Raw genomic sequence first — 17,252 nt, 5'->3', positions numbered from 1 at the left:
GCTCGGCGGCCACGAGCATTCCCGGTGGGGCACGTGCGCCCCGGGCGGAGCATGATGGCGGCATGGACCACGAGTTCCGCGACGAGACCGACCAGGACCGCTACGCGATGTACGTCGGCGGCGAGCTCGTGAGCGTGCTCGACTACCGCGAGAACGGCGACGCGATCGCGTTCCCGCACACGTACACGGTGCCGAAGCACCGCGGGCACGGCTACGCGGCCGAGCTCGTCGAGTACGCGGTCGCCGACGTCGAGACGAACTCGACGAAGCAGGTCGTGCCGATGTGCTGGTTCGTCGGCAAGTGGTTCGACGAGCACCCCGAGAAGTCAGACCTGCTCATCCGCAGTGCCGCGGACTGAGCCGACGCGAGAAGAGCGCCCCATGCCCACCATCACCCCCTTCCTCTGGTATGACGACCAAGCCGAGCAGGCCGCCCGGTACTACGTCGACCTGTTCCCCGGTAGTTCGATCGACAGCGTGGCGAAGACCCCGGACGGCGCGACCCTGGTCGTCGAGTTCACGTTGCTCGGGCAGCCGTACCGGGCGATGAACGGCGGCCCCGGACACCCGCACACCGATGCCGTCTCGTTCCAGGTCGACGTCGACACGCAGGACGAACTCGACCGCATCTGGGACGCCCTGCTCGCCGACGGCGGGAAGCCGAGCATGTGCGGCTGGTTGTTCGACCGCTGGGGTGTCGCGTGGCAGGTGACCCCGTCGATGATGGGTGAGCTCATGACCGGGTCGGGCGACCCCGGGGCGAACGCCCGTGTCTTCCAGGCGATGATGACGATGCAGAAGCTCGACATCCCCGCGCTCCGTGCCGCAGCTGCAGGTCACTGAGCCCGAATCTCGCGTACCGACCGGTATGGTGTCGGCACAGAAGACCGCCGGCCGGCGCCGGCACCGAAAGGCTGGAGCCACGATGGACCACCCGAGCTCCGGGATCCGGAACAGCGAGATCGGCCGGGCGTACACCGAGCTCGCCCGGATCACCCGACGTGCGAGCATCCGTGCCCGCGGGTCCGACCAGGCACTGAGCGTGGTCGACCAGTCCCTCGTCGACTTCGTGGTGCAGCACCCCGGCTGCATGGCCATCGACATCGCCCGGTACCTGCGCCTGAACCGCTCGACGATCTCGCGCCAGCTGTCCGGGCTCCTCGCCACGAAGCTGATCGAGACGACCGACGGCGGTACCGGCAACGCGAAGCCCCTCGTGGCGACGGACGCCGGTCGCACCGCGCTCGAACGTTCCGTGCAGCTGCACCGGGATGCGCTGGAGGAACGGCTCGCCGGCTGGTCCGACGACGACATCGCCCTGCTCGCCGGACTGCTCGAACGGCTCGGCGCCTCGGACGAGGCCGGACTGCCGATGCCCGGACGATCCTCGACGTGACCACGTCGTTCGTCCTGCTCTCCGACACACACCTGCCGAAGCGGGCGAAGGACCTGCCCGCGGCGCTCTGGGCCGATGTCGACACCGCCGACCTCGTCGTGCACGCGGGGGACTGGGTCGACCTCGCCACCCTCGACGCCGTGCAGGCCCGATCCCACCGGTTCGAGGGGGTGCGCGGCAACAACGACGGCCCCGAGTTCGACGACCGGCTGCCGCTCGTCGCGCACTTCGCGGTCGAGGACCTGCGGTTCGCGCTCGTGCACGAGACCGGTGCCGCGACGGGCCGGGAGCGCCGGGCGGCCGCCGAGTACCCGGACGTCGACGTGCTCGTCTTCGGGCATTCGCACATCCCGTGGGACACCGTCGCACCGTCCGGGCTGCGGCTGCTCAACCCCGGCTCGCCGACCGATCGCCGTCGGCAGCCGGACTTCACGTGGATGCGCGGGACGGTGACCGGCGCCGACCTGGCCGTCGAGTTGGTGCGCCTGCCGCCGCCGGCCCGCTGAGGTCGCCCGCGCCGACGTTTCGCGCCAGACGACACCTCGCGGGTCGACGAACCCGTGAGGTGTCGGTCAGCACGTGAACTCGCCCGCGGCCCCCACCAGCGGCATCGCGAAGAACGCCAGCTCCCACTCGGTCGAGCGGCGGAACGCCCGCGCCATCCGCCCCCGCTCGGACGGGGTCGCTGCTGCCGCCATCTCCTCGACCAGACGGGTCGCCTCGGCACTCGACGCTGCGAAGCCCGGGTCGCCGTACGCCGTGATCCAGTCCGCGAACGCGTGCCCGTCCGGCGCCGAGCCGAGCTGCGCCCCCACCCACGCGTAGACCCGGAAGCAGGGGAGCACCGCCGCGGCGAGCACGGCCGCCGACCCGGAGTCCGCCGCCTCCTGCAGGTGTGCGAGGTACCCGGCGCACGTCGGGTGGACGGGGTCGTCGGCGTGGGTGCCGGCGAGGCGTCGGTGGTGCAGGTCGCGGGCCTCGGCGGCGCACCCCTCGGACGCCGCCGTCCAGAAGGCGGCAGCCGCAGCGCCAGCGCCCGCGCCAGCAGCGCTCGCCGCCAACGCCGCCAGGTGCTGCTCGTAGGCCCGCAGGTAGTGCACGTCCTGCGCGAGGTACCCGGCGAACACGTCCGCGTCGAGCGTCCCGTCGCGCAGCCCGACCAGGAACCCGCACTCGATCGTGGCCTGCAGCACGGAGCCGACATCGGACCACCACACGTCGGTGAAGGGGACCACGGGCAGCAACGTTCGGCTCACGGCACCGTGGTCGATGGGCCCGTTGCCGGACCCGACCTCCAGGGCATCGGCTCCCCGCAGCGCAGCCGTCAGCCAGGGCTTCGCCACCCCGACCGCGAGTTCCCAGTCCCCGTGCCGCGCAGCGAGCGTCGCGATGGCGCTCGACAGCGAGCACCCGGTGCCGTGCGTGTTGGCCGTCGCGACGCGGGGAGCGGTGAACTGTCGAACGGACCCCGACGGCGACACGAGCACGTCGTCGGAGGTCGGCCCCTCGTCGTGCCCGCCCTTCGCCAGCACGAGCACGTCCCACGTCGACGCCACGAGCCGCGCAGCGTCCAGCGCCGACAACGACGCAGGCGCCGCACCAGCCGCAGAACCAGCGGCACCAGCACGAGCACCACCAGCCCCAGCCCCGGCCAGCTCCGCCAACACCTGCAACTCGGCCCGGTTCGGCGTCAGCAGGTCGGCCAGCCCGAACAGCGCCCCCATCGCCGCGGCGGCGTCCTCGTCGAGCAACCGGTCACCACTCGTCGCCACCATCACCGGGTCCACGACGACCACGGGCGGCCGGTGCTCCCGCAACCAGTCCGTCACGACGCGGACGACGGGTGCTGTGCCGAGCATCCCGATCTTCACGGCGTCGATGGTGACGTCGTCCGACACCGCGTCGAGCTGCTCCCGCAGGAACGCGACGTCCGGCACGTGCACCGACCGCACCCCGTGCGTGTTCTGCGCGACGAGGGCGGTGACCACGCCCATGCCGTACCCGTCGTGCGCCGCGATCGCCTTGAGGTCGGCCTGCAACCCGGCGCCGCCCGTCGGGTCGGTCCCGGCGATGGCCAGGACGCGCGGGACGCTCACGACCAGGCCCCCGCCGGGAGGCCCGGATCACCCTGACCGGGTCCCCTCGCCTCCGCCCCGTGGCCGGGTCCAGAGCTCCACGCGGCCACGTACGCGGCCGCTGCGGACCCGGGATCGGCCGCGGCGCAGATGCCCGACACGATCGCGACCCCGGCGGCGCCCGCTGCCCGGAGCGGTGCGACGTCGTGGAGGGTCACTCCGCCGATCGCCACGCACGGCACGTCCGTCGCTGCCGCGAGCCGGGCGAACCCGTCGTGCCCGAGCGCCGGCGGGTGGTCGGCCTTCGTGGTGGTGGGGTGCACGACCCCGACGCCGAGCAGGTCGACGGTGCCGCGGGGCAGGCGGGTGACGACCGCCAGGTGCTCCGGGGTGTTCGCGGTCAACCCCACGTGCGCGTCCGGCCCGAGCAGGGCACGAGCAGCGGTCACCGGCACATCCGACTGGCCGAGGTGCACCCCGGCGACCCGGTGTCCCGCGTGCCGAGCGGCGAGGGCGACGTCGAGCCGGTCGTCGACCACCACGGCGGCGCGGTCGCCCACGGCGTCGGCCACCGCCGCGGTCAAGGCCAGCAGGTCCCGAGCCGAGGCGTCCTTGTCCCGCACCTGCACGATCCGGACGCCGGCGTGCACCGCGGCGCGGACCACCCCGAGCACACCGACACCGTGCCGGTCGGCCAGGGCGCCGTCGGTGACCAGGTACACGCCGAAGTCCTCCGGCAGTCCGCTCATGCCGGCACCACCAGGGACGCAGGCTCGGCCTCGACCGTGATCCGGGCCTCGCGGACGACGTCCTCGGGGGTGAGCGACGCCAACCGGTCGAGGAACAGCGGCTGGAAGGTGCCGGGGCCGCCGGCCTCGCGGGCGGCGAGCTCCGCGGCGATCGTGTGCACCGCGGTCGCCGCGACGGCGGCCGCACCGGCGTCGTCGGGCGCGACCGACGTGAACGCGGCGACGACCGCGCCGAGGGCGCACCCGCCCCCGGTGATCCGCGTCAACAGCTCGGTGCCGTTCGCGACCCGCACCACACCGGTGCCCGGCGCGACCAGCAGGTCGACGGGACCCGACACGGCCACCGCGGCCACGAGCCTCCCGGCCGCCTGACCGGACACGGCGTCGACCGCAGCCGCACGGGCGTCCTCGGTGCCCACCGTGCTGTCGACACCGCGGCCACCGGCCGACGTGCCGAGCAGGGCGAGGACCTCGGACGCGTTGCCGCGCAGCACCGTCGGGTGCAGTGCGAGCAGCTCGCGGGCCAGGGCGGTGCGCACCGGCAACGAGCCGACCGCGACGGGGTCGAGCACCCAGGGGGTACCGGTGTCGTGGGCGGCGTGCGCGGCCTCGAGCGCCGCGACCCGGGGTTCGGCGTGCGGGGTGCCGGTGTTCACCAGCAGGGCGTCGGCGACCCGGGCGAACGGTCCCGCCTCGGTCGCCACGTCGACCATCGCGGGCGAGGCCCCGAGGGCGAGCAGCACGTTCGCGGTGACGTTCTGCACCACGGTGTTCGTGATGCACTGCACCAACGGGCTCCGGGCTCTGACGGCCTCGAGCAGTTCGGCGGTTCGGTGGGCCCAGGCAGGGGAGGGCGCAGCGGTTTCCATGGACGATCCCTTCGCGAGTACGAGCTCGAGCAGGTTCGACGGGTGTGATCTCAGCCGCTGGTTGCGGCACCCCGTGTCTCGATCGACACCGTACACGAGCAGCTGCGCCGGGCCACGGCTCGTCGTCTCCGGCCCCGTCGTCTCCGGCCCCGTCGTCTCCGGTCACATGCCCTGCACCGTGTGACAGGGTTGGTGTGTGCCAGACACCACGCCTCCCGGACCGCCACCGGGCCCCCGCGACCCCGGCGATGCCTGGGCGGTCGGTCCCGACGGCACCAAGGCCTGGGGACTCTTCGGCGCGGCAGGCCTGCTCGTCGACGACGGCGCCGGACGCGTGCTCCTGCAGCACCGCGTCGAGTGGAGCCACCACGGCGGCACGTGGGGCATCCCCGGCGGGGCACGGCACCAGGGCGAGGAGGCCGTCACCGGTGCGCTCCGCGAGTCCGCCGAGGAAGCCGGTGTGCCCCACGACGGCGTCGACCTGCGCCACACGGCACTCCTCGACCTGGGGTTCTGGACCTACACGACCGTGGTGGGGCGTGCCGCTCGGCCGTTCGAACCGGTGATCGCGGACCGCGAGAGCCTCGCCCTGTCCTGGATCCCCGTCGACGAGGTCGACGACCTGCCGCTCCACCCCGGGTTCGGGAGGTCGTGGCCGGCGCTCCGCGCGTCCCTCACCACCACCCCGCACGTCGTCGTCGACGCGGCGAACGTCGTCGGCAGCGTGCCCGACGGCTGGTGGAAGGACCGGGCGGGAGCCGCCGCACGCCTGCTGTCGTCGGTGACGGCGCTCGCCGAGTCCGGGGTGACCGCCGACGTGCTGGCGCTGCCGTTCGCCCGCTGGTGGCCGCGGTGGACCGTCGTGCTCGAGGGCGAGGCCCGCGAGGCCCGGGGCGCCTCCGGGTCGTCGGACGGCGCACTGCCCCGTGCACTGCCCCGTGCACTCGACGTCGTCGCAGCGCCGGGTTCGGGGGACGACGCCATCGTGGACGCCGCTCGTGCCGCGGTGGAGGCCGGCGACGGTCCCGTCGTGGTCGTCACGGCGGATCGCGAGCTCCGTGCCCGCGTCGAGGCGCTCGGTGCCGTGGTGCACGGGCCGTCCTGGCTGCGCGACCAGTTCTAGCGGCGGTACGCCGTCGGCGCACGGTGCGAGGACGCACGGCGCACGGCGCATGGCGTCCGGCGTCCGGCGTCCGGCGCACGGTGCGAGGTCGTTCGTTCGGTGCTGGCTTGATCGCTCCGTGCGCCGCATCAACCTCGCACCGAGCGGCCGGTGTCGCACGGACTGACGCACCGCGCACGGTGCGGCGCACGCCCGCGCCCCCGTACGCCCGCGCCCCCGCGCCCCCGAGCCCCCGCCCGCCTACGCCGTCGGCAGGTACCGCCGCGACGACACGACCACCGCGCCCCACGACACGACACCGAGTCCGACGATCACCCAGAGGACGACCGGCAGCGCCACGACGTTCGCGATCGCCGCGATCACGGCCGGCGCCAGGAACCCCGCGTACGCCGCCGCGTAGAACACCCCGGTCAGTCCGGCCAGGTCGCGGGACCCCGCGATCCGCTGCACCTCGAGCAGCGACGACACCAGGGCGAGCCCGATCCCGACGCCGATGACGACGTTCGCGACGAGTCCGACCACGACGGACTGCAGCTCGATCGCGACGACGACCACGGCGATGCCGGCCGTCATGCACGCGAGGGCCGTCGTGAGCCCGCGGGCCGAGGTCAGCGAGTGCACGCGCCGCGCGAGGGGTTGGACCGCACTGGACACCCCGAGGGCGACGACCGTCGCGGCGGTGGCGAACAGCAGGCCCCACGCGCCGGTGGCTCCGGTGAGCCGGGTCGGCAGGTAGCCGTACCCGATCGCCGCCGAGCCGAAGATCCACGGGGCGGTGACGAGCACCACCCGGGTGAACCGTCGGTGCCCGGCGCTCGGCACCCGCAGCTGGCGCCACCACGGACCGGGGACACCGCCGGAGCGGTTGGTCTCGGGGGTGCGCCAGACGACGACGGCGAAGGGCAGTGCGACGACGATGTGGACCAGGAAGGGCAGCACCTCGGGGATCGGGCCCCACTGTGCGATGAGCCCGGCCACCAGCGCGCCGGACGCCGAACCGAGCGTGAACGCCAGCGAGGCCCGGCGGGCACCGGACCCGGCGTCGGCGGCGGGGTCGAAGCGTCCCTGCGACAGCTCCTTGACCCAGCTGTTGCCGACGGCCATGGCGATGCCGACGGTGATGCCGGAGAACAGCCGTCCGGCCGCCAGGAACCCGGGGCCGAGCGGTCCGAGCGCGAGCAGTCCGCTGCCGACGACGGCGGACACGATGGCGGCGAGCATGAGGGGCTTGCGGCCGTGCCGGTCGGACAGCGACCCGGCGACGAGCAGCGCCGGCGCGAGCCCGAGCACGTAGACGCCCAGGAAGACGTTGACGACGACCGACGAGTAGTGCTCGCGGCCCTCGTACATGAGCAGCAGGGGCGAGAACTGGTTGCCGCCCCACGAGCAGACGAACACCGCGCCCCACACCGCGACCCAGGGCATCACGCGCGCCGAGGGGACGGACAGTGAGCCGGTGGTGGGGATGCTCCCCGTCGCGCTCACAGGGCACCCCGGTGTGAGGCGACGTGGGCGTGCAGGACCTCGGCGTAGCGGGCCGCGTCGCCAGCTGCCAGGGCTGCCGCGAGGGCTCGGTGGTCGTCGAGCGAGGCCTGCAGCTGCGACGGCTGCACCCGCATCAGCTGGTGTCGGAGCCGGTTCTGCCGGTCACGGAGCGTCTGCGCGAAGCGCACCGCGATCGCGTTCCGCGACGCGCCGATCACCGCACCGTGGAACGCCGCGTCGACCTCGATGAACCGGTCGACGTCGCCCGTCGCGACCGCCTGCTCCTGCTCCGCCAGCATGGCCTGGAGGCCCGGGGTGACGTCCGCCACGCGGCCGTCGGTCACGACGCGGGCCGCCGCCGTGGCCTCGATCGCCTCGCGCATCTCCAGTACGTCCGCCGCCTCGTTCGGGGACATCGGGCGCACCACCGCACCCTTGCGGGACTCCAGGGTGAGCAGGTCCTCGGCGGCCAGGCGCAGGAAGGCCTCGTGCACGGGGGTGCGGGACACCCCGATCTCCTGGCACAGGGCGTTCTCGCTGATCGCGGTCCCACCCGGGAGGTCGCCGCGGATGATCGCCCGCTTGACGTGGTCGTACGCGCGGTCGGATGCGGCCTGGGTCGTCGTGTGCTGCTCCACGGTGAACGATCGTACGCCCTTGCATGCAACGCTGCATGCCGTCACGTGACGTGTTGTTCACACCACCGGGTCACACGCGGCGGCACACGTCGATACGCTGGCCGGACGTCAACGGAGACGCACACACAGGAGGTTCCCCATGGAGCGGATCACCAGGGCCGACGACCGAGTCCACCGCCCGGCCGGACCGTGGACACCGACCGTCCACCGGCTGCTCGCACACCTGCACGAACAGGGGTTCGTCGCGGCACCGGAACCGATCGAGCACGGCGACACCCTCGAGACGGTGTCGTTCGTCCCCGGGGTCGCGGGGGAGTACCCGTGGACCGAGGACGTCGCGAGCGAAGCCGCCCTCGTCACGAGCGCACGACTGCTCCGGCACTTCCACGACGCCGCGACCACGTTCCCGCGTGACGGGGCGCGCGACTGCTGGTCGCAGGCCGAACGCACCCCCGTCGAGACGATCGTGCACGGCGACTTCGCCCCGTACAACTGCGTCTACGACGGCATCCAGGCCGTGGGGCTCATCGACTTCGACACCGCACACCCCGGTCCCCGGGTCTGGGACGTCGCGAGTGCCGTGTACCGGTTCGCCCCGTTCACCACCGGCGCCGTCGAGGGCATGACCGCCCCGGACCTCGACGACCGGCTCGCCCGTGCCGCGGAGTTCTGCCGCGCCTACGACCTCGACGACCGCTCCCGCAGCGTCCTCGCCGAGACGATGGCCGCGTCCCTCGTCGCGATGGTCACCACCATGGAGACCGAGGCCGCCGCCGGCAACCCGAAGTTCGTCAGCGACCTGGCGCACGGGCACGCCGACCTGTACCGGGCCGACGTCGCCTACATCGAGCAGCACGCCGACGCCATCGCCGCCGCCGTCGCGTGACCCCGACCCCTGCGCAGCTCCGCACGCTGCGGCTCGCCGCGCAGGGGATCGCCGTCGCCGGCCTCGGCCCCACCTGTGCGGTCGAACGGATGACCGCCGTGCAGGGGCAGGACCTCGGCCAGGTGCTCTGGGCCATCGGGGTCCGCGCACCCGGAGCCACCCGTGACGACGTCCGCGCCGCCTTCGACCGCGGCGAGCTCGTCCGCTCGTGGCCGATGCGGGGCACCCTGCACGCCATGCGCCCCGACGACCTCCGGCTCCTGCTCTCCCTGACCGCCGAACGGACCCTGCGCAGCATCGCCCGACGCGCCACCGAACTCGGCATCGACCAACCCCTGCTCGACCGAGCACGGGACACCACCGTCGCCGCACTGTCCGGCCGCCGCGCCCTCGTCCGCGACGAACTCTTCGACGAGTACCGCGCCGCCGGCATCGACCCCACCGCCGGCCGCGGCTACCACCTGCTGCTGCAGCTCTCGCAAGAGGGACTCGTCGCCTGGGGCCCCACCGCCCGCGTCGGCCAGGGACTCGTGCTCCTCGACGAGTGGGCACCGGCGCTCGCCGAGGTCCCCGACCGCGACGAAGCACTCCGCCGGGTCCTGCTCGGGTACCTGCGCGGCCGCGGCCCCGCCACCGAGGCCGACGCCGCCAGCTGGACGAAGCTCCCGCTCGGCGACCTCCGCCGTGCCCGAGCCGCCGCCGGCGCCGCCGTCGAGGACCTCGGCGACGGACTCCTCGCGCTCGCCAATCGACCCACCACCAGTGGCACACCCACCGGACACCTGCTCCCCGGGTTCGACGAGTACCTGCTCGGGTACGCCGACCGCTCCGCCCAGCTCGACCCCGCACACGCCGACCGGGTCGTCCCGGGCGCCAACGGCATGTTCCTGCCGATGGCCGTGGTCCGCGGGCGGGTCGTCGGCACCTGGAAGCGGACCGAGCGCGCCAGCGGGGTGGCCGTCACCGTCACACCCTTCGCGGCACTCGACGACGCCTCGGTGCGCGCGCTCGAGGCGGCCGCCGCCCGGTACGCGCGGTTCCTCGACGCGCCCGTCGCGTTCGGGGTGGTGGAGGCGACCAGCGGCTGACCGCAGCCGGTGGGCTCGAGTCCATCCCAGCCTCCAGGCCGTCCCCAGCAACCACGCGGCGGACTCGTACCCTGCCTCGGGTAATGTCGCAGGGCCATGACCGACAGCCCGGCCGACGCCACCCCGTACGAAGTCCTCGGCGTCCCCGCGACCGCCGACGACGACGCGCTCCGCCGCGCCTACCGGCGCGCGGCACGCGAATCCCACCCCGACCTCGGCGGCGACGCCCAGCACTTCCGCCGCGTCCAGCTCGCCTGGGAACGCATCGGCACGCCCGCAGCACGCCGCGCCTACGACGCGGGCTCCCGCGGATCGTTCAGCAGCAGCGGCGCCGGTCCGTTCAGCACGTCCGGTGCGTCCGGTTCGTCGACCGGGAGGCCCGACACCGGCCGCGACGCCTACGCACCCCCGTCAGCCCGTCGCGACACCCGCCCCCGCGCCCGGTCCCACGGACACCCCGGCGGACGCTCCCGCGAGGTCTTCCTGCAGGCAGAACGCGAATGGGTCGGACTCGGCGACCCCATCGAGGACCCCTACGACCCCACCCTCATCCGTTCCGCGCCCCGGCACATCCGACGGCTGCTCGGCGAAGCGCTCGCCGAAGAGGCCACCGCCTCGATCGTCTCGGACATGGGCATCGGCGTCACCGTCTGGCACGACCTCGACGCCGGGGCCGAGGGCAAGCTCGACCACGCCGTCCTGACCCCGAGCGGGCTCTGGGCCGTCGAGTCGATCGACTGGGGAGCCCCCGTCCGGGTCGAGCACGGCGACATCGTCGGGGAGACCCTGGCGCCCGGCGAGCGTCCGGTGAAGGAACTCGTCCGCGCCGCCCGTGCCGTGCAGAAGCAGACCCGGGTGCGGTTCACCGGCCGGCTGCTCGTCGTGCCGGACTCCGCCGTCGAGGTCGACGTGCAGCTCGTCGGCTCCCCGAAGAAGCCGACCGCGCTCGTCGTCCGCCGCAGTGCGCTCGGGCAGGTGCTGAACGGCGTGTGGTCCCCGCCCGGATCGGTCGACGTGTTCGAGATCCGCGACCGACTGCAGCAGACCGTCCGCTTCGTCTAGCGACGGGCGTCAGTAGCCGCGGAGCTTCTCGAGGTCGCGGCGCTCCCGCTTGCTCGGGCGTCCGGCACCGCGGTCGCGCATCGGGACGAACCCCGCCTCTTCCTTGGACAGCCGCGGTGGGGTCTTGTCCTCGAAGTGCTTCGCGGCCTCGGGGGCGCTCGTCCGCTTCAGGATGATGCCCGTGACGACGACGATCCGGTCGAAGCCGTTCTGCCGCACCCGGACCTCGTCGCCGGGGCCGATCGGCTGCGCGGGCTTCGCGCGCTCCCCGTTCACCCGGACGTGCCCGGCCTTGCACGCGGCGGTCGCAGCGGAGCGGGTCTTGGTGATCCGCACCGCCCAGATCCAGCTGTCCACGCGAGCCTTGGCCATCCCCTCACTCTAGGCGGCCCCTACGCTGGGCGGGTGAGCACCGGGGAACAGGCGGCGATCGCGCGGGCCCGTGCGCTCGGCGTGCTGCACGACGCCGCGATCGGGGACCGGCTCGTGGTCCGGGCGCACCACGGCGACGGCGCACAGGACGCCCTCGGGGACCTCGTCGCCCGCACCCCTGCCACCGTGACGATCGCCACCCGCCGCGGCCCGGTCGAGGTCCGGCTCGCCGACGTCGTCGCCGCGAAGCCCGTCCCGCCGCCCCCACCCCCGCGCGCGCCCCGCCGCTGACGCGCGCGAGTGGCGGCTCGGTGCGAGGTTGTCCGCCCGGTGCGAGGTTGTTGCGCGGCACGGAGTGGTCAACCTCGCACCGGGCGGAGCGCACGCACCCGCCCGCGCGCGCACGGCGAGCCGCACCCCTCCGCACCCCGCACCCGACGTAGCCTCGACCCATGGCAGTCCCCGTCCCGCTCGGCACCGAGGACCGCACCGCCCGCCTCACCCTCCGCCGCCCCGACCAGTGGCGCCGCGAGGACTCTGCCCAGGCGGACCTGCGCGTCACCGGCGACGACATCGTCCTCACCGTCCGATCCCGACCCAGCGACCGCGCGATCGGCGACGAGAACACGGGACTACTCGCGAGACTGCCCGGTTCCGTCGAGGGGCTGCTGCTCGTCGGCTGCGACACCTGGACCGCCGCCGGGGCCCCCGCGCGCCTGGTCGAGTACGTCCGTCCCGACGAACACGGCGACGTCGCGGGTGCGCACCTGCTCTTCGTCACCGGGCGGCACCGCGTCGACCTGACGATCGAACGCCCCCTGGCACGACTGCTCGAGACCGACGAGCTCGTGTTCGCGGTCCTCGAGAGCGTCCGCGCCACCGAGCCGTCCCCGGTCCGCCCCGAGCGCGACCTCGAGCCGCTGCCCACCCCGGCGCCCGGCCCGGAGCTCGACGGCCCCCGCCTGAGCGCCGACGCGGTCGGCACGCTCAAGAGCCTCGCCGGACGCCGGTGGAACCCGACGCTCCTCCGCACCGCGGCGGGCCGCGAACTCATCGAAGCGGGCCTCGTCGGCCGACTCGGCACGCTGCCGGAGTCGACGCAGACCCTGCTCGAGCCGTGGCAGGGCGATGCCCAGCCGGTCACGCTGGAACAGCACCTGCCCGATGGTGGCGAGTCGCGCCTCCAGGCCTGGTCGCAGACCGTCGTGGACGGGACCGCCGAGGCGGGCGCGGTGGTCGCGTCCGTCACGCCGGACCGCGCGGTCGCGCTGACGGCCGGGAGGCTCGGCATCGGCCCGACGTGGACCTTCCCGTTCCGCACGGGGTCGCTCCCAGGGCACCTGCTCGGCCGCCGGCTGGCCGGCGGCTCCGACGCACCGGACCTGCCGGAGGCTCTCGTCGAGGCGGACCCGCGTCTCGCACGCTTCTGGGCGGCGCCGTGGACGGTGTCGTACCTGCGTCGACCGGGCAAGCCGAAGCCCGTGACGATCGTGCGTGCCGAGGGGATCGGCTTCGCCCGCGTGGGCAAGACGGAAGCCGGGGAGACCGTCTTCCAGACGGACTCCCCGGCCAACGTGTACCGGTCGGTGGTGCGGGCGCTGCTTCCTTCCGCTTAGGCGGCCGGGGCGGCGCTCACTCGCGCTTCTGCTTCCGCTCAGGCGGCCGGGCCGGCGGTCAGGGTGACGGTGACGGTCTTGGCGGCGCCGGTGCTGTCGGTGTAGCCGACCACGACCTTGTCGCCGACGGAGTGCGACTGCACGGCGGCGGTGAGCTCGTCCGACGTCGTGACCGTCTTGCCGCCGAGGCTCGTGATCGTGTCACCCTCGGCCAGGCCGGCGCTCGCGGCACCGGACCCCTCGACCGTGCCGGCGACGGCGACGCCGCCCGTGGTGCCCGCGGTGCTGCTGACCTGGACGCCGAGGAACGCGGGCAGGCCGATGGTGATCGTGCTCGAGGACTCCCCGGCCAGGATCTTCTCGGCGATCGCCTTCGCGGTGGTGATCGGGATGGCGTAGCCGGTGACGTCCGCGGTGCCCGAGGACGCTGCGGTCGCCATGCCGACGACCTCGCCCTCGCTGTCGACGACGGGGCCGCCGGAGTCGCCGGAGACGATGTTCGCCGCGATCTCGATCAGACCGGACAGCGACTCGGTCCCGGTGCCGGACTCGCTCTGCACCTGGATGTCCTGGTCGGTGGCCGTGACGGTGCCCTCGGCGGCGACGAGGTTGCCCGTGCCCTCGGCGTTGCCGACGTCGGTGACGGTGTCGCCGGTGCTCGGCTCGCCGTCGTCGTCGAGCGTGACGGTGGACAGGCCGGAGGCATCCTCGAGCTTCAGCACGGCGACGTCGTTCGTGGCGTCGGTGCCGACCACGTCCGCCTTGTACTCCTTGCCGGTGGTCTCGTCGGTGACGGTGATGCTCGTGGCGCCCTGGATGACGTGGTTGTTCGTCAGGACCGTGCCGTTCGAGCTGAGGATCATGCCGGTGCCGGCCGCCTGCGAGGACTCGTCGTAGTTCAGGACGGTGTTGATCGTCACGACGCCCTTCTTCTGGGCGGCGGTCGCTGCGGTGGCGGCGGACTCGGTGCTCGTGCCGGTGCTGCCGTCGGTACCGTTGCCCGTGGTGCCGCTGCCGTCGGTCCCGTTGCCGGTTCCGCTGCCGTCTCCGGGGACGGTGAAGCCGTTCGTGCCGTCGCTGCTGCCCGTGCCGCTGCCGGTGTCGGGCAGCGTCGTGGTGCCCTGCGACTGGCTCGACGTCGTGGTCGTGCTCTGCGAGGACAGGCCGAGGGCCGTGCCACCGGCGGCGCCGACGATCGCGAGGGCCGCGATGCCGGAGCCGATCATCAGCCCGAGGCGACGCGGGCGCTTCGTGCTCGCTCCCGGGTGGTTCGCCGTCGCCGCGGTGTGCGCCCAGGCGTGGTGGGTGCCGGTGAGCGCCGGGCTGCCGATCAGGTACGGGCCGCGGCCGTCGGGGGAGTAGGCGTAGGGGCCGGAGCCGTCCGGGCCGTACAGGTACGGCCCGGAGCCGTCGAAGGCGTAGGCCGGACGGAGGGTGGCGGGGTCGGCGTGGGGTGCCTCCCAGCTCATCCCGTACGCCTGCTGCTGCCGCTGCTGCTGCGTGCCGTCGGTCCGGGCGGTGCCCTGCTCGTCGTGCTCGCGGTCGGCGTCGGCGGCGGGGTTCGGGGTCTCGTTCATCGGTGCTCTCCGGTCGTCCCTCGACGACCCGGGCGGGTGTCGATGGAGACCAGTACAGGCGGCGATCCAATGACGAGCCTATGAACGGACCCAGCGACTGCTCCGGGCTTGCTCGGGGGACGCCGAGTGGGGTTCGGGCGTTAGGGTTGCCTTACTTCCCATGCGCTCCTCCACGTCCGCGCCACCGGCGCCCGCCTCCGTCTCCCGTCTGGTCGGGGCGACCGTGCTGGCCGTCGTCGTCCTCGCCGTGGCGTGCGCGCTGTCGATCGCCTACGGATCCCGGCCGATCCCGCTCCACACCGTGCTCGACACCGTCCTGCACCCGGGGCGGAACGACGAGATCGGGCTGATCGTGCTCGGCAACCGTGTCCCGCGAACCGTCGTCGGGCTCCTCGCAGGTGCCGCCCTCGGTGTCGCCGGCGCGGTGATGCAGGGCGTGACCCGCAACCCGCTCGCCGACCCGAGCGTCCTCGGCATCAACTCCGGGGCGGCCCTCGCCGTGGTCGCCGGCATCGCGCTCTTCGGGGTGAGCGGCACGGCCGCCTACCTGCCGTTCGCCTTCCTCGGTGCTGCCCTGGCCGCACTGCTCGTCTACGGGATCGCCGCCGTCGCCCGGCGCGGACTGTCGCCGGTCGGCCTCGCGCTGTCCGGTGCCGTGGTCGCCGCCGCGCTGTCGTCGATCACGACGGCGGTGCTCGTCACGAACGCGAGCCTGCTCGACCAGCTGCGGTTCTGGCAGGTGGGAGCCCTCGCCGGCAAGGACCTCGGCACCGCCGGCATCATCACGGCGCCGGTGCTGATCGGTCTCGCGATCGCGTTCGGCCTGGGCCGCTCGCTCAACACGCTCGCCCTCGGCGACGAGCTCGCGGCGTCGCTCGGGCAACGCGTCGTGCTCGTCCGGGCCGTCGGCGGGCTCGTGACCGTGCTGCTCGCCGGCTCGGCCGTGGCCGCAGCGGGGCCGATCGCCTTCGTCGGGCTCGCCGTCCCGCACGCCGTCCGTCGGCTGAGCGGCCCCGACCACCGGTGGACCATCCTGCTGTCCGCGATCGTCGCGCCGGCGCTGCTGCTGGTGGCCGACGTCATCGGTCGCGTCGTGGCGTACCCGGGGGAGCTGCAGGTCGGCATCGTCACGGCCCTCATCGGTGCGCCGGTGTTCATCGCACTCGTGCGGTCGAGGGCGGTGCGGGGCCTGTGAGTCGTGTCCGCCGGTCGGTCGGCGTCCGGCAGGAGCTCGTCGGTGCCCGGCGCGAGCTCGTGGTCCTGGCGGTCGTCGTCGTCGTGCTCGTCGCGCTGGTGCTCATCGGACTCGGGGTCGGCTCGATCCCGCTCACCCCGGCGCAGGTGGTCGGCGCGCTGTTCGGTCAGGGCGACCGCATCTCGGACTTCGTCATCGGACAGCTGCGCGGCCCCCGGGTGCTCGGTGCGATCCTGGTCGGCGCCAGCCTGGGGCTCGCGGGCGCCATCGTGCAGAGCGTCGTCCGCAACCCGATCGCGAGCCCGGACGTCATCGGCATCACCTCGGGTGCCAGTGCTGCGGGGCTCACCGCGATCGTGCTGTTCGGGGCGTCCGGCGGCACCCTGTTCTCGGTCGTGCTCGTCGGCGCGGTCGTGGTGTCGATCGTGATCGCCGGACTGGCCTGGCGGCGGGGGATCACCGGCAACCGCGTCGTGCTCGTCGGGATCGGCGTCTCGGCGATCTGCCTGAGCATCACGGGGTGGATGCTCACCAGCGGCACCGTCACCCAGGCCGGCACCGCGCTGCTGTGGTTGTCCGGCAGTCTGAACGCCGTCGACCGGAACCTGGTCGGCGTGCTCGGTGTCGCGTTCGTCGTGCTCTTCCTGCTGGCCCTGCTGCAGTCGTCGCGCCTGACCGTCCTGACGCTCGGCGACGAGGTCTCGGCGGCCCTCGGGCTCCGGCCGGACCGCGCGAAGGTGCTGCTGCTCCTCACCGCGGTGTGCCTGACCGCCGCTGCGGTCGCCACGGCGGGGCCGGTGTCGTTCGTCGCACTGATGGCGGCGCCGATCGCCCGTCGGCTCGTCGGCGGCGGCCGCGTCGCCCTCGGGCCGGCAGCCGCGGTGGGAGCGGCGATCACCCTCGGCAGCGACCTCATCGCCCAGTTCGCGATCCCCGGCAACGCCCTGCCCGTCGGCGTCGTGACGGGTGTCGTCGGCGCCCCGTACCTGCTCTGGTTGCTCGCGCGCGGTCGCTGAACCCGGGCCGCGCGTTCGCGCACCGCGGACGATCGTCCACAGGCCCAGTTCGGGGCTGCCGCTGGAGCCCTCCTTTCCGATACGCTGGTGGGCCAAGAGGAGGAG

General features: G+C 73.8%; 19 protein-coding genes and 1 riboswitch. Of the genes, 12 read left to right on the top strand and 7 right to left on the bottom strand.

Annotation, left to right across the window (positions count from 1 at the left end):
* Positions 1-62: 62 nt before the first annotated feature.
* The 4 genes from EDF28_RS17490 to EDF28_RS17475 all read left to right on the top strand — a co-directional run bounded on the left by EDF28_RS17490 (position 63) and on the right by EDF28_RS17475 (position 1,902).
* The gene (locus EDF28_RS17490; protein ID WP_123939189.1) at positions 63-359 is read left to right on the top strand and encodes a GNAT family N-acetyltransferase; all 297 of its coding nucleotides are present in this window, start codon (positions 63-65) and stop codon (positions 357-359) included.
* Between the two features lie 22 nt (positions 360-381).
* Positions 382-843, top strand: a complete 462-nt coding sequence (locus EDF28_RS17485; protein WP_123939188.1) for a VOC family protein — start codon at positions 382-384, stop codon at positions 841-843.
* Between the two features lie 82 nt (positions 844-925).
* Entirely contained in the window at positions 926-1,396 is a 471-nt protein-coding gene (locus tag EDF28_RS17480) for a MarR family winged helix-turn-helix transcriptional regulator (RefSeq protein ID WP_123939187.1), read from the top strand.
* Positions 1,393-1,902, top strand: a complete 510-nt coding sequence (locus EDF28_RS17475; RefSeq protein ID WP_123939186.1) for a metallophosphoesterase — start codon at positions 1,393-1,395, stop codon at positions 1,900-1,902. Before EDF28_RS17480 ends, EDF28_RS17475 begins: the two co-directional genes overlap by 4 nt.
* Positions 1,903-1,968: 66 nt before the next feature.
* On the opposite strand, the gene EDF28_RS17470 is transcribed toward EDF28_RS17475, so the two are convergent.
* From EDF28_RS17470 to thiM, 3 genes are all read right to left on the bottom strand, one after another.
* Positions 1,969-3,492 carry a bifunctional hydroxymethylpyrimidine kinase/phosphomethylpyrimidine kinase gene (locus EDF28_RS17470; RefSeq protein ID WP_123939185.1) on the bottom strand — a complete coding sequence of 508 codons (1,524 nt, stop codon included), beginning with the start codon at positions 3,490-3,492 and terminating at the stop codon, positions 1,969-1,971.
* Positions 3,489-4,220 (bottom strand): thiamine phosphate synthase, encoded by a 732-nt coding sequence (gene thiE / locus EDF28_RS17465; protein ID WP_123939184.1) that lies wholly within the window; start codon positions 4,218-4,220, stop codon positions 3,489-3,491. The genes EDF28_RS17470 and thiE overlap by 4 nt, the downstream gene beginning before the upstream one ends.
* Positions 4,217-5,089, bottom strand: coding sequence for a hydroxyethylthiazole kinase (gene thiM / locus EDF28_RS17460; RefSeq protein WP_185094284.1), 873 nt, complete (start codon positions 5,087-5,089; stop codon positions 4,217-4,219). Before thiM ends, thiE begins: the two co-directional genes overlap by 4 nt.
* A riboswitch (TPP riboswitch) is annotated at positions 5,078-5,173 on the bottom strand. Its footprint overlaps the gene before it by 12 nt.
* A gap of 112 nt (positions 5,174-5,285) precedes the next feature.
* Between thiM and EDF28_RS17455 the strand changes: the two genes are divergently transcribed.
* Positions 5,286-6,212, top strand: a complete 927-nt coding sequence (locus EDF28_RS17455; protein WP_123939183.1) for an NUDIX hydrolase — start codon at positions 5,286-5,288, stop codon at positions 6,210-6,212.
* 240 nt (positions 6,213-6,452) lie between these two features.
* Here EDF28_RS17455 and EDF28_RS17450 read toward each other — a convergent pair whose 3' ends face one another.
* Positions 6,453-7,697 carry an MFS transporter gene (locus tag EDF28_RS17450; protein ID WP_221182585.1) on the bottom strand — a complete coding sequence of 415 codons (1,245 nt, stop codon included), beginning with the start codon at positions 7,695-7,697 and terminating at the stop codon, positions 6,453-6,455.
* A complete protein-coding gene (locus tag EDF28_RS17445) occupies positions 7,694-8,335 on the bottom strand; it encodes a GntR family transcriptional regulator (RefSeq protein ID WP_123939182.1) in 642 nt (213 codons plus the stop codon). The genes EDF28_RS17450 and EDF28_RS17445 overlap by 4 nt, the downstream gene beginning before the upstream one ends.
* A gap of 139 nt (positions 8,336-8,474) precedes the next feature.
* Here EDF28_RS17445 and EDF28_RS17440 point away from each other — a divergent pair, with 139 nt between their 5' ends.
* From EDF28_RS17440 to EDF28_RS17430, 3 genes are all read left to right on the top strand, one after another.
* Positions 8,475-9,221 carry a phosphotransferase enzyme family protein gene (locus EDF28_RS17440; RefSeq protein ID WP_123292443.1) on the top strand — a complete coding sequence of 249 codons (747 nt, stop codon included), beginning with the start codon at positions 8,475-8,477 and terminating at the stop codon, positions 9,219-9,221.
* Entirely contained in the window at positions 9,218-10,309 is a 1,092-nt protein-coding gene (locus tag EDF28_RS17435; protein WP_123939181.1) for a winged helix DNA-binding domain-containing protein, read from the top strand. The genes EDF28_RS17440 and EDF28_RS17435 overlap by 4 nt, the downstream gene beginning before the upstream one ends.
* 96 nt (positions 10,310-10,405) lie before the next feature.
* On the top strand, positions 10,406-11,371 hold the full coding sequence (locus EDF28_RS17430) for a DnaJ domain-containing protein (RefSeq protein ID WP_123939180.1): 966 nt from the start codon (positions 10,406-10,408) through the stop codon (positions 11,369-11,371).
* Positions 11,372-11,380: 9 nt separating this feature from the next.
* Here EDF28_RS17430 and EDF28_RS17425 read toward each other — a convergent pair whose 3' ends face one another.
* Positions 11,381-11,743: an RNA-binding S4 domain-containing protein gene (locus tag EDF28_RS17425; RefSeq protein WP_123292446.1), complete on the bottom strand. Its 363-nt coding sequence runs from the start codon at positions 11,741-11,743 to the stop codon at positions 11,381-11,383.
* Between the two features lie 33 nt (positions 11,744-11,776).
* Between EDF28_RS17425 and EDF28_RS17420 the strand changes: the two genes are divergently transcribed.
* Entirely contained in the window at positions 11,777-12,034 is a 258-nt protein-coding gene (locus tag EDF28_RS17420) for a hypothetical protein (RefSeq protein ID WP_260155077.1), read from the top strand.
* 161 nt (positions 12,035-12,195) lie between these two features.
* On the top strand, positions 12,196-13,359 hold the full coding sequence (locus EDF28_RS17415) for a hypothetical protein (protein WP_123939179.1): 1,164 nt from the start codon (positions 12,196-12,198) through the stop codon (positions 13,357-13,359).
* 38 nt (positions 13,360-13,397) lie between these two features.
* On the opposite strand, the gene EDF28_RS17410 is transcribed toward EDF28_RS17415, so the two are convergent.
* Positions 13,398-14,936, bottom strand: a complete 1,539-nt coding sequence (locus tag EDF28_RS17410; RefSeq protein ID WP_260155076.1) for a S1C family serine protease — start codon at positions 14,934-14,936, stop codon at positions 13,398-13,400.
* Between the two features lie 160 nt (positions 14,937-15,096).
* Between EDF28_RS17410 and EDF28_RS17405 the strand changes: the two genes are divergently transcribed.
* Positions 15,097-16,131: an iron ABC transporter permease gene (locus EDF28_RS17405; RefSeq protein ID WP_123939178.1), complete on the top strand. Its 1,035-nt coding sequence runs from the start codon at positions 15,097-15,099 to the stop codon at positions 16,129-16,131.
* Positions 16,128-17,147: an iron ABC transporter permease gene (locus tag EDF28_RS17400; protein ID WP_260155075.1), complete on the top strand. Its 1,020-nt coding sequence runs from the start codon at positions 16,128-16,130 to the stop codon at positions 17,145-17,147. Before EDF28_RS17405 ends, EDF28_RS17400 begins: the two co-directional genes overlap by 4 nt.
* Positions 17,148-17,252: the final 105 nt, after the last annotated feature.

The sequence above is a fragment of the Curtobacterium sp. PhB137 genome (assembly GCF_003814955.1).
In the GTDB taxonomy this organism is placed as follows: domain Bacteria; phylum Actinomycetota; class Actinomycetes; order Actinomycetales; family Microbacteriaceae; genus Curtobacterium.
Note: the sequence above shows the minus strand (reverse complement) of the source record. Positions and strands in the feature narration are given on the sequence as shown.